The 12,348-nt window shown below is 46.7% G+C and carries 12 protein-coding genes; 11 read left to right on the plus strand and 1 reads right to left on the minus strand.

The genetic code is table 11. From position 1 onward, the window contains the following. Window positions 1-68 precede the first annotated feature (68 nt). The 8 genes from smc to trmD all read left to right on the plus strand — a co-directional run bounded on the left by smc (window position 69) and on the right by trmD (window position 8,629). Window positions 69-3,644 (plus strand): chromosome segregation protein SMC, encoded by a 3,576-nt coding sequence (gene smc / locus MHH56_RS14265; protein ID WP_339208898.1) that lies wholly within the window; start codon window positions 69-71, stop codon window positions 3,642-3,644. 42 nt (window positions 3,645-3,686) lie between these two features. Next, a complete protein-coding gene (ftsY, locus tag MHH56_RS14270; RefSeq protein WP_339208899.1) occupies window positions 3,687-4,694 on the plus strand; it encodes a signal recognition particle-docking protein FtsY in 1,008 nt (335 codons plus the stop codon). Window positions 4,695-4,857: 163 nt separating this feature from the next. Beyond that, window positions 4,858-5,220, plus strand: coding sequence for a YlxM family DNA-binding protein (ylxM, locus tag MHH56_RS14275; RefSeq protein ID WP_076268337.1), 363 nt, complete (start codon window positions 4,858-4,860; stop codon window positions 5,218-5,220). A 26-nt stretch (window positions 5,221-5,246) separates the two neighbouring features. Further along, entirely contained in the window at window positions 5,247-6,623 is a 1,377-nt protein-coding gene (ffh, locus tag MHH56_RS14280; protein ID WP_076268338.1) for a signal recognition particle protein, read from the plus strand. A gap of 34 nt (window positions 6,624-6,657) precedes the next feature. Next, window positions 6,658-6,930 carry a 30S ribosomal protein S16 gene (gene rpsP, locus MHH56_RS14285; RefSeq protein WP_053375694.1) on the plus strand — a complete coding sequence of 91 codons (273 nt, stop codon included), beginning with the start codon at window positions 6,658-6,660 and terminating at the stop codon, window positions 6,928-6,930. Between the two features lie 25 nt (window positions 6,931-6,955). Beyond that, window positions 6,956-7,186, plus strand: coding sequence for a KH domain-containing protein (locus MHH56_RS14290; RefSeq protein WP_076268339.1), 231 nt, complete (start codon window positions 6,956-6,958; stop codon window positions 7,184-7,186). A 162-nt stretch (window positions 7,187-7,348) separates the two neighbouring features. Then, window positions 7,349-7,873: a ribosome maturation factor RimM gene (gene rimM / locus MHH56_RS14295; protein WP_339208900.1), complete on the plus strand. Its 525-nt coding sequence runs from the start codon at window positions 7,349-7,351 to the stop codon at window positions 7,871-7,873. A gap of 3 nt (window positions 7,874-7,876) precedes the next feature. Beyond that, the gene (gene trmD, locus MHH56_RS14300) at window positions 7,877-8,629 is read left to right on the plus strand and encodes a tRNA (guanosine(37)-N1)-methyltransferase TrmD (protein ID WP_339208901.1); all 753 of its coding nucleotides are present in this window, start codon (window positions 7,877-7,879) and stop codon (window positions 8,627-8,629) included. A 72-nt stretch (window positions 8,630-8,701) separates the two neighbouring features. Here the strand turns inward: trmD and MHH56_RS14305 are convergent, their stop codons facing one another. Continuing rightward, complete coding sequence (locus MHH56_RS14305) at window positions 8,702-10,120, minus strand: CAP-associated domain-containing protein (protein WP_339208902.1); 1,419 nt, start codon at window positions 10,118-10,120, stop codon at window positions 8,702-8,704. A 203-nt stretch (window positions 10,121-10,323) separates the two neighbouring features. Between MHH56_RS14305 and rplS the strand changes: the two genes are divergently transcribed. From rplS to ylqF, 3 genes are all read left to right on the plus strand, one after another. After that, a complete protein-coding gene (gene rplS, locus MHH56_RS14310) occupies window positions 10,324-10,665 on the plus strand; it encodes a 50S ribosomal protein L19 (RefSeq protein ID WP_053375699.1) in 342 nt (113 codons plus the stop codon). A gap of 97 nt (window positions 10,666-10,762) precedes the next feature. Beyond that, window positions 10,763-11,464: a signal peptidase I gene (gene lepB / locus MHH56_RS14315; RefSeq protein ID WP_339208903.1), complete on the plus strand. Its 702-nt coding sequence runs from the start codon at window positions 10,763-10,765 to the stop codon at window positions 11,462-11,464. 9 nt (window positions 11,465-11,473) lie between these two features. Next, a complete protein-coding gene (ylqF, locus tag MHH56_RS14320; RefSeq protein WP_076268343.1) occupies window positions 11,474-12,340 on the plus strand; it encodes a ribosome biogenesis GTPase YlqF in 867 nt (288 codons plus the stop codon). Window positions 12,341-12,348 lie beyond the last annotated feature (8 nt).

Consider the following 12,348-nt stretch of genomic DNA (forward strand, 5'->3'; position numbering starts at 1 on the left):
TAGTAGCTTAAATGGTTATCAAGGCCCATAAGATGTGGTACAATGAGGGGTGAGGTGAAAACCAAGACATGTTTCTGAAACGGATTGAATTATCAGGCTTTAAGTCTTTCGCTGATCGGACCGAAATGGAGTTTGTAACCGGTATTACTGCGGTTGTAGGGCCGAACGGCAGCGGAAAAAGCAACATCTCGGACGGCATACGCTGGGTGCTCGGCGAGCAAAGCGCAAAGAGCCTCCGCGGCGGCAAGATGGAAGATATTATTTTTGCCGGAAGCGATGCAAGGAAAGCTGTCAATTACAGCGAGGTATCCCTTACTCTTGATAACTCGGATGGGGCATTGCCGCTCGAGTATAACGAGGTAACAGTGACACGCCGTGTACATCGCAGCGGAGATAGCGAATATTTAATAAACAAGCAGCCATGCAGGCTAAAAGATATTACCGAGCTATTCATGGATACCGGTATCGGTAAAGAAGCTTATTCCATCATTGGACAAGGCCGAATTGAAGAAATTTTAAGCACGCGCTCGGAGGATCGTCGCGGAATATTTGAAGAAGCCTCCGGCATCGTCAAATACAAGTCGCGTAAGCGCGAAGCGCAGAGGAAGCTTGATGAAACCGAGCAGAATCTGCTTCGCATTCATGATCTGGTGACAGAGCTTGAAGATCAGGTGGGCCCGCTTCGCAAGCAATCGGAGAAAGCCATTCACTTCAAAGCGCTTAAGGAACAGCTGAAAACGAAGGAAATCTCTATGTACGTACATAACATCGAACAGATTCACGGTTCATGGACGGAGGCAAACGGCAAGCTTGAGCGTTTGCAGCAGGAGCAGCTTCAGCTATCTACGGTTGTCAGCAAACATGATGCACATTTGGAGAAGGATCGACAGCAGCTGCGGGAGCTTGAGCTGGAGCTAGATCAGCTTCATGAAGCGATGCTGCAAATTAGTGAGGATTTCGAGAAATGTGAAGGATACGGCGAGGTTCTAAAGGAACGCAAGCGCAACTTGGAGCAAAATAAACGTCAGCTTGAAGAATCAATCGCTGCACAGGACGCTCGCATTGTCACCATGACGCAGGAAGAAGCGGAATTTCGCAGCCGTGCAGCTGCGTTGCAGCTGCAGCTAGCAGATCTGCGCTCGAAAATAGCCGATGAAGAAGCGCGTCTCGTAGGCGTTGCAGGCGGAGCAGTCGTTGATGCGGAAGAAACACTCAAAAGCGAGCTATTGGAAGTGCTAAGCTCGATGGCGCAGCACCGCAACGAAATTCGTTATGCTTCGCAGCAGCAAGAAGCATTGCAGCGGCGGATGGAGCGAATTAGCGAGGATGAGACCAAATGGCTGGAGCAGCAGGAAAAATTGGACGAGAGACGCTCTGCACTTGCGGCTTCGCTTGAATCTACGCTGGCGCGACTAGAGCAGGCAAGAAACAAAACACTTTCGGAATCTGAACAAACGAGAAAGATTTCTCAAAGTTTGGAAGAGGTCACTTTAGCCATGCGAAAGTGGGAGCAGAAACTCGACAGTCATGTTTCTAGGCGCGATACCATGAAAGAAATGCAGGATGCGCTAGATGGCTTTATGCAGGGCGTAAAGGAAGTTCTCAAAGCTTCCAGACGCGGCAATAGCGGAATCAGCGGTGTTCATGGCGCGGTTGCGGAGCTTGTTCGTGTTCCTGAACGCATTGAGACTGCCGTTGAGACTGCACTGGGCGGGGCCTTGCAGCATGTGGTCATGGAGGATGAGAAAACGGCTCGCGCAGCTATCGCATTCTTGAAGCAGCGTCAGCTAGGACGAGCTACCTTTCTGCCGCTCGATGTCATTCGTGGCAGACAAGTTCCTGAGCATGACAAGCGTATAGCCGAATCCATTGAGGGCTTCGTAGGCGTTGCTGCTGATTTGGTAAGCTCGGATGACCGCTATTCAGCGATTGTGAACAGTTTGCTTGGCAATGTATTGCTAGCCGAAACACTGGAGCAAGCCAACCGGATTGCATCGAAATGTCAATATCGATACCGCGTCGTCACGCTTGAAGGTGATATTGTCAATGCTGGCGGTTCAATGACGGGGGGCAGCTTGCAGAAGAAAGGCGCCAGCCTGCTTGGTCGTCAACGTCAAATCGACGCGCTTGATCAAGAGATTGCAGATGCTCGCAAGATGGTAGAGCAGCTTCGTAATAAGCTAAGCGATTTGCGCAAAGAACATTCTATTCGCACGCATAATATTGAGGAGCTGCGTGCAGAAGGCGAGAAAAGCCGTATTGAAGAGCAGCAAATTAGAGCTGAGCTTCAGCAGCTTCACAATGAGGCGAAGCATCTCGACGAGCAGCGTCAGCTGTATTCAGCAGATCGTAACACTCATTTGTCCGAGCAGAAAGATGTTCAGGCAGCAGCCAAAGCTGCAGAGCTCCGTTTAGAACAGCTGGTTGTAGATGAAGCGAGGCTGCAGGAAGCGATTCGTATGGCAGAAGAGCGGCGTAAAGCTAGCGAATTTGCGAAGGAAGAGCTGCAAGGCCAGCTTACCGATATTAAGATCGCTGCAGCGAAGACTGATCAAGAGAAATTATCGTTCGAAGATCAATCAGCGAGAGTACGAGCGGAAATCGGTCGAGCGAAGCAAGAGCTTGGAAGCTTGCGTTCCTTGTCCGTTCAGCAAGAGGAAGAAATCGCAAGGCATGCCGATGAAACGGTACAGCAGATTGAACAGCTCAATCACCTGCGTTTGAAGAAACAGGAATGTGCAGAGCAAACGGATTTCAAACGATCAGCACGCGCTAAGCGTATTGCCGAGCTCGATTTGGGCGAAAGTGAAACGAAGGAGCAGCGCGGACAACTTCGGACGGTTGAAGAGCAGATGAGACAGACCGAAATTGCGGCTAACCGTCTAGACGTGGAGCTTGATAATCTGCTTCGGAAGCTCAGTGAGGAATATGAGCTTAGCTATGAACTCGCTAAGGAGCAGTACCCTGTACCTGAGGATGTTCTCGGTACACAAAATGAGGTTAGAGACGTTAAACGTCAAATAACCGCTCTTGGCGAAGTGAACTTAGGTGCAATCGAGGAGTATGAGCGAGTCAGCGAACGTTTTGAGTTTTTGTCAGAGCAGAAGGATGATTTGATCGACGCAAAAACGACGTTGTACCAGGTCATTCGTGAGATGGACGATGAGATGTCCAAACGGTTCAAAGCGACGTTTGAAGCGATTCGCAGTCATTTTGTTATCGTATTCGCGAAGCTGTTCGGTGGTGGCCGGGCTGATCTTGTGCTCGTTGAGCCAGATCGTGTTCTTGATACAGGAATCGACATTGTCGCTCAGCCGCCAGGCAAAAAACTTCAAAATCTACAGCTGCTCTCTGGTGGAGAAAGAGCTTTGACCGCAATCGCTTTGCTATTTGCGATTTTACAGGTGAAACCCGTTCCGTTCTGCGTGCTTGATGAGGTTGAAGCTGCGCTTGATGAGGCAAACGTATCACGCTTTGCTCAATATTTGCGTGAGTTTTCAGAGCTTACGCAGTTTATCGTCGTTACTCATCGTAAAGGCACGATGGAGGAAGCGGATGTGCTATATGGTGTTACGATGGAGGAAGGCGGCGTATCGAAGCTCGTTTCTGTGCGCTTAGAGGATGAAGAGCCGGTATCCGCATAACTTATAGAAAAAACGGCAACGTGAGGATGGGGAGTTGGAACGATGAGTTTTTTTAAGAAGCTGAAGGAAAGCATCGCTACAAAGACAGAAGCGGTGACAAATATTTTCAAAGAAGGCTTATCGAAGACGCGTACGGCTTTTGTTGAGAAGGTAGAAGAGCTAATCACACGCCGCAAAAAAATCGATGAGCAGTTTTATGAAGAACTAGAGGAAATATTAATTGGTGCCGACGTTGGTGTGAATACCGTTATGCAGCTTATTGACGATCTGCGGGTCGAAGTGAAAAAACGGAAGATCGAGGATGCTTCAGATTTGCAGCCGATCCTCTCTGAGAAGCTGATTCAGCTGATGAAGGGTGATGATCATTCCGGCTTGCGGATGGCACCGAGTGGCATCACTGTTATTTTGTTCGTTGGCGTAAATGGCGTTGGCAAGACAACGACCATTGGCAAGCTTGCTCATAAATTTAAGAGCGAAGGTAAGAGTGTACTTATGGCAGCCGGCGACACGTTCCGCGCAGGAGCTATTGAGCAGCTGGAGGTATGGGGACAGCGTGTTGGTGTCGATGTCATTAAGCAGCAATCAGGAGCTGACCCTGCAGCAGTGATGTTCGATGCAGTGCAAGCTGCAAAGCAGCGCGGCGTAGACGTTCTGTTATGCGATACGGCTGGCAGGCTGCAAAACAAAACCAATTTGATGGAAGAGCTGAACAAGATTTTCCGCGTGATTCAGCGCGAGCTTCCTGACGCTCCTCATGAGGTTCTTCTTGTGCTTGATGCAACGACTGGCCAAAACGCACTTAGCCAAGCAAAATTGTTTGGCGAGAAAAGCGGCGTAACCGGTCTGGTGCTGACAAAGCTTGATGGCACAGCAAAAGGCGGAATCGTAATTGCTATTCGTAATGAGCTAAGCCTCCCGGTTAAGCTTGTAGGTCTTGGCGAAAAAATGGGCGATTTGCAGCAATTCGATTCAGAGCAATTTATTCATGCTTTGTTTGCTGGGTTAATCCAGCGTGAAGATGATTCTGAAGCTGAAAAAACGTCGGAGTAAGCGGCGATTAACGATGGTTTGGAGCAGTTAAAACAGCTCGTAAAGGTGACAAGGGAAAATACTTGACAGCAGTCTATAGTGTCATGTATTATAAAAGACGTTGCTGGTGTAAAGGTATTTACCTTGTCGGCAGAACAAGCAAATAACAGGAGGGGCTGAGGGGATGAAAGCAAATGAACCAGATGCCTTGTCCAAGACAACCCGAATAAACTTGTTGTTCGACTTTTACGAGCCGCTCTTGACAGAGAAGCAGCGGACGTTTCTCAAATATTATTTTCACGACGACTTCACACTTGGGGAAATTGCTGGCGAGTTTGGAATTAGCAGACAAGCGGTTTATGAGCACATCAAGCGTGCAGAACAAGTGCTAGAAAGTTATGAAGGCAAGCTCGGCTTGCTTGTAAGACATGAATCCTTTCAACAATTAACTGTGCAGCTTGTAAACAGCGTTAACGAGCTTTCCATTGCAGAGCAGGACAAGCAGGCGCTTATGAGTGTCATTGCACAATTTAAATTAGCCGAATAAAACATGAAGAATGGAGGTGACGGTACATGGCAGCATTTGAGAGCTTATCGAGTCGGCTTCAAAATGTGTTCAGCAAGCTGAGGGGCAAAGGCAAGGTTTCCGAGGATGATGTTAGCGAAGCAATGCGTGAAGTGCGTTTGGCGCTTCTAGAGGCAGACGTTAACTTTAAAGTCGTAAAGGACTTTATTGCGAAGGTGAAGGAACGGGCTATTGGCCTCGATGTATCCAAGAGCTTCACGCCCGGCATGGTCGTCATCGATATCGTAAATAAAGAGCTGACCGAGCTGATGGGCGGCACGCAGAGCAAGCTGGTTAAGGCTAATAAGCCTCCGACAGTCATTATGATGGCGGGTTTGCAAGGTGCGGGTAAGACAACAACTTCAGGCAAGCTGGCAAAATTGCTTCAGAAGAGCAACAATAAGCCGCTTCTTATCGCTTGTGATATTTATCGTCCTGCTGCCATTAAGCAGCTTCAAGTGCTTGGTGAACAAATCAATGCGCCGGTCTTCTCCTTGGGTGATCAGACATCACCTGTAGAGATTGCGCGTGCTGGACTACAGCATGCCAAAGAGAACGGCAATGACTATGTCATCATTGATACCGCCGGTCGTTTACATATCGACGAAGAGCTGATGGAAGAGCTTAAGCAAATTCATCAAGTTACAAAGCCGGATGAGGTTCTCCTCGTTGTTGATGCAATGACAGGACAAGATGCTGTAAACGTTGCACAGAGCTTTCATGAACAGCTCGCTTTAACAGGCGTTGTACTAACGAAGCTCGATGGCGATACTCGCGGTGGCGCGGCGCTGTCGGTAAAAGCAGTTACAGGCTGTCCGATTAAATTCGCAGCAATGGGTGAGAAGATCGACTCCTTGGAGCCGTTCCATCCAGAGCGTATGGCTTCTCGTATTCTCGGCATGGGCGATATGCTATCGCTTATCGAGAAGGCGCAGTCGAATATTGATGCAGATAAAGCGAAGGAAATGGAACGTAAAATGCGTACAGCAGAGTTTACGTTCGACGATTTCCTTGAGCAGATGGAGCAGGTTCGCAATTTGGGGCCGCTTGATCAAATTATGGATATGCTGCCCGGCATGAACAAGATGAAGGGCATGAAGGATATGAAGGTCGATGAGAAACAAATCGGCCGCGTCGAGGCTATTGTCCGCTCCATGACGAAAGAGGAGAAGCAAAAGCCAGAGCTGCTTAATCACAGTCGCCGCAAGCGTGTTGCTGCAGGCAGTGGAACAACGATCGTTGAGGTAAACCGCCTCATTAAGCAGTTTGACGATATGAAAAAAATGATGAAGCAATTCTCATCGATGATGGGACCGAAAGGGCCTAAGGGCGGCAAGAAGGGCCTAAAAGGTATGCTCGGCAAAAATATGAAGTTCCCGTTTTAATGGTTGTTTACTCTTTGAAGGAGGTGAATTTTTAATGGCAGTACGTATTCGTTTGAAAAGAATTGGTGCTCACAAAGCTCCTTTCTACCGCGTAGTAGTTTCGGATTCCCGTTCGCCGCGTGATGGTCGTTTTATCGAAGAAATCGGTACTTATAACCCGGTTGCACAACCGGCTCAAGTTAAGATTGATGAAGAGAAAGCGCTAAAATGGTTGCAAACTGGAGCGCAAGCTTCTGATACCGTTCGTGACTTGCTTTCCAAAGCTGGTGTTCTTAAAAAGTTCCATGAGCTTAAGCAACAGAAATAACTGTTGAATAGCGGAGGGCCTTGAGATGAAAGAATTGATTCTTGTCATAGCGAAGGCATTGGTTGATCATCCTGAACAGGTGCAAATCAATGTGAAGGATGATGACCGTGGCACGATATACGAGCTTTCGGTTCACCCCGAGGATATCGGTAAAATCATCGGTAAACAGGGACGCATAGCGAAAGCGATTCGCACGGTAGTGACTTCTGCTTCCGTGAAATCGCAAAAGCGTGTCATCGTCGACATTATGTCATGATGTACGTATGAAGAGAAGGTTGGGATGAATGTCCTAACCTTCTTTTCAATATGTACACTTATCCATGGATGTCGCTAATCATTACGGCTTCGTTCTTCAACATGGAACGAAGCCGTTTTTGCATGTATAATAAGGCTATACACATATGAAGGGCTGGTTCTAATGAACGAAAAATGGTTTACAGTCGGGAAAGTCGTTAATACGCACGGTATCCGCGGAGAGCTGAAAATTCTTTCGCAAACGGATTTTGCAGATGTTAGATTTGCTTCTGGAAACAAGCTGCTTATGGTAAATGAGGAAAGCGGAGCTTCACTGGAAGTAAAAGTAATCAGCTCACGCGCAAACAAAAACGTATACATATTGAAGCTGGAAGGCTTCACTGATATTAATGCGGTTGAGAAATATAAAGGCTGGGTACTGAAAATTTCAGCCGATCAGCAGCTTGAGCTTGAAGAAGGCGAATATTATTATCACGAAATTATAGGCTGCCGCGTCGTTACCGAGGAAGGCGAGGAGCTGGGCACGATTTCGGAAATTTTAAGCCCAGGCGCAAATGACGTGTGGGTAGTGGATCGTCCGAAGGGCTCGGGGAAGCAGCTGCTTTTGCCTGTTATCGATGATGTCTTAGTCAATGTCGACACAAAAGAGAAAATCGTGACGGTCCATTTGATGGAAGGATTGATTTAACCGATGAAAATAGATGTGCTGACGCTGTTTCCCGAAATGTTCGACGGTGTGTTCAATTCGAGCATTTTAGGAAAAGCGAAAGAGAAGGGGATCGTATCCCCTCAAGCAATCAACTTCCGTGCTTATTCAGGCAATAAGCATAACACGGTTGATGATTATCCATACGGCGGCGGTGGCGGCATGGTCTTGAAGCCAGATCCGGTCTTTGCTGCGGTAGAGGATTTAAAGCTGGATGACAATATAAAGCCGCGTGTTATTCTTCTATGCCCGCAAGGAGCACAGTTTACGCAGAAGAAGGCTGAAGAGCTTGCAAAGGAACAGCACTTGGTTCTTATTTGCGGTCACTATGAAGGTTATGATGAGCGTATACGCGAGCATCTTGTAACAGACGAGCTGTCGATTGGTGATTACGTGCTTACGGGTGGTGAAATACCTGCGATGGTGCTCATCGATAGCGTTGTTAGATTACTGCCAGGAGTTCTTGGCAATGAAACTTCTGCGGTTACAGATTCATATAGCACAGGTTTGCTTGAGCATCCCCATTACACTCGGCCTGCGTCGTTCCGCGGCTGGGATGTCCCGGATGTGCTTATATCTGGTCATCATGCGAATATTGAGGTGTGGCGTCGTGAGCAGTCGCTGCTGCGGACGCTGCAGCGCCGTCCTGACCTTCTGAAGAGCGCCCCGCTTACGGACAAGGAACGCAAATGGGTGGCTTCTCAGTTAAAGCAGGAGCCTAATAAGACAGGCAAATAGTACGACCCTAGCTAATAAACAAAGCCGCAACGAATTTCGTTGCGGCTTTGTTTATTTAGAAGTATTCGATGATTATGGCGTGTAAAAATTTTGGGTATAGTAGACGTTATAGGTTCCGCCTAATGCAACACCTGTACCTAGTCGCTCAAGCTTGCTGTTTAATAGTGCTTCACGATGGCCTTCTGTAGAATTGACCCAGCCATAGTGAGCAAATATGCTATTTTTGTATCCGGCAGCTATGTTTTCGGCAGCTGAGTGATACTTAACGCCTTTTGCTTTCATTCGGTCAAAGGGAGACGAGCCGTCTGGATTCGTATGGTCAAAAAATTTACGTGCACTCATATCGTTGCTGTGACCATGCGCTGAGGCAGCAGCGAGCTTGTCCCATTGCAGCAGAGGTATTTTGCGAACAGCGCGCTCAGCGTTAGTAAGATCAAAGAGTTGTTGTTCATAGGCGTCTGCCAGCTTGGATGTATTTGCTGATTTTAACGCTGTGGATTTGGAAACGGCTTGATCCATTTGCATGACACCAGCTATTTTGTTTCCATCACGTCGGTCAATGAAGAGAACGGTATGTACTTTTTTTGTAGTGTAAGCATAATAATCGTTATTTGTCTCGACATTGGTTGCTTCGCCAACCAGCTTTTTGGCATTACCAATCGTTTGTCCGATCTGGATGCCCGACTTCATCGCCCAGCTATCTTTGCCATTGGAGAAAAGTGCGATTACCCGGTCATTTTGGATGCCGAACATCATGTAGTTGGTATAACTGCTATTATAAACGTACCAGGAGAAACCATATTCGCTTAGATCAATCCTAGACGGTTTTCCGAGCGTTTGTTGAAGCTTTTGCAGTGAATCGTTTATCGTTATCTCATAAAGGCGATCACCTGTGTTAATAATTTTAGCATCGGACAACGCTTTTGAGTGAAGTTTGAGGTTATAGAAGAAGGTAAGCGCCTCAGCGCGTGTAAGTTTTCCATCTGGTATGAAGCCGCTAACGGTGGCAGAAGTGCGTCCGTTCGATATTTTCTCATCAAGCAGCCATTGAATTGCGCTTTGCTCTGTAAATTCTTTTCCATTTGCCGCGGAAGCCAGTAGTAACGCAGCTTGTCCACGTCGGAATTCGACATTTTGTGAAGCGTTATTGATAGGCCAGCCCAAATTATTCGCATAATCGTAATAAGGCTTGGTCCAATTGCTGGCGCTGGAAGATGATGTAGTGACCAATCCATAGGCTCTCAATAACATAGCAAGAAACTCAGCTTCATTAACAACCTTGTTTGGTTTGAAGGAATTATCCCCATATCCCTGAGCTAATTTCTGATCAACAGCCCAAGAGATATAGGAGCCAGCCCAGTGTCCATTCGTATCTTTAAAAACCAAGGATTCAGCAGAGGTTTGCAATGGTGCAGAAATGGTTAATATTAAAAGTACAGATGCGATTCCCCCTTTTGTTTTGTTACAAAAAGATTGTTTATTATGGTGCAATTTTGTCACCTCTTCATGTCGGTGTTTGTCATCATTTAGTATACATGATTTATGAATAAAAAAATCGTGTTGTATTATTGGGCTAGCTATGGTAAAATTTCTAATGTTGTTCGTAAAGTCGGACGGTCCGCTATCAGCGATGAACCGATTCAGAGGAATCCGGTGAGCTTATAAGAACGTCTATGGTGGAAGGAGTGAATCAAATGAATCTTTTGCAAACAATCGCGCAAGAAAATCTGCGCCAAGGTCTACCGAACTTTCGTCCAGGTGACACGCTAAAAGTTCATGTAAAAGTTATCGAGGGAACTCGTGAGCGTATCCAATTGTTCGAAGGCGTTGTAATCAAACGTCGCGGCGGTGGAATCAGCGAAACTTTTACAGTGCGTAAAATTTCCTACGGTGTTGGTGTGGAAAGAACTTTCCCGCTTAACTCGCCTAAAATCGAAAAAATCGAAGTGGCTCGCCGTGGTAAAGTACGTCGCGCGAAATTGTACTACCTACGTAGTCTTCGCGGAAAAGCTGCTCGTATTAAAGAAATTCGTTAAGAACAAACGACAAGAGGGGCTTGCGCAAACAAGCTCCTTTTCGTTTTTTCTCAAAGGTCATTTACATATTACAGCATATGGGAAGAAGGCGGACTGAATGGACTCACAGCAGCGAAATGACGGGCTGGACAATGGCAATGATCATGAAATGAAAAATACGCAGGAACATGCGGACATTGAGCAGAATTTACCAAACCGTGCAGCAGCCCATGCATCCGGCTCAGGAAAACAGGGCGGAGCTTATAAAGAAGTCGTAGAATGGATCAAGGCTTTAGTCATTGCGGTCGTTCTCGTATTTCTCATTCGTCAATTTTTGTTTTCACCATTCATCGTCGACGGACCTTCCATGAAGCCTAATTTCGAGACCGGCGAACGGTTAATAGTAAATAAAATTTTGTATACGATACGCGAGCCGAAATTTGGTGAGGTCGTAGTGTTTGATGTTCCAGAGCAAGGCCGAAAATTTATAAAACGAGTGATTGGCGTACCGGGTGATAAAATTCGACTCGAAGGCGATGACCTTTATATTAATGATAAAAAAATAGACGAGCCTTATTTAAAAGAAGCTATTGCGGCAGCACATGCCGAAGGCAAGCTATACAACGAAAAAGGAATAAATTCCGATGTATCTGAAATCACTGTTCCTGAGGACACGATTTTTGCACTTGGCGACAATCGCAGCGATAGTACAGATAGCAGGGTTATCGGATTTGTATCGGATAAAGAGGTTGTTGGACGTGCCGATATTATTTTTTGGCCGCTGAACAAACTAGAGTTTATAAAGCACTGGACTAAATGAGGTGAGTAAATGACCATTCAATGGTTTCCGGGTCATATGACGCGGGCGAAACGGCAAATACAAGACAAGCTCAAACTAATCGATCTTGCCATCGAACTATTGGATGCACGGGTTCCGCTATCTAGCCGTAATCCGATGATTGAGGAAATTTTGAACGGCAAGCCAAGATTGATCGTATTAAACAAATCAGACTTGGCTGATCCAAAAACGACAGAGCAATGGATGGCTTATTTCCGTAATGAAGGCCATGAATCGATCGCAATTGATTCCTCAACAGGCACGAAGGTAAATGAGGTTCCGCTCAAGGCAAAGCAAATTTTGCATGAGAAAATTGCACGTCAAATTGCAAAAGGCATAAATCCGCGTGCAATTCGCGGACTTATTGTAGGTATACCGAATGTCGGGAAATCCACGTTGATCAACAAGCTCGCTGGACGCGCTATTGCTTTAACCGGCGACCGTCCTGGCGTTACGAAGGGACAACAATGGATTAAGATTGGAACTGAAATGGAATTGCTCGATACACCGGGCATATTGTGGCCAAAGTTTGAAGACGAGCTCGTCGGATACAGGCTTGCTATGACTGGTGCCATTAGAGAGCAAATTTTGAACGTTGACGATATCGCGTTTTTTGCGATGCGTGAGCTGGTAGATCGATACTGGCCTAACATGAAAGAGCGGTATGAGCTTGAAACGCCACCTAAGGACGCTACGGATTCAGATGAAATCGTGCGTGTGATGGAAGATATCGGACGTCGGAGAGGCTGCCTTGTTAGCGGTGGACACGTCGATTTGGAGAAAACATCCGGAATCATTTTGCGTGATTTGCGCTCAGGAAAGCTAGGAAGAATTACGCTCGAAGCGCCACCTTATTGATGTGAAAC

The organism is Paenibacillus sp. FSL K6-3182, from assembly GCF_037976325.1.
GTDB lineage: Bacteria > Bacillota > Bacilli > Paenibacillales > Paenibacillaceae > Pristimantibacillus.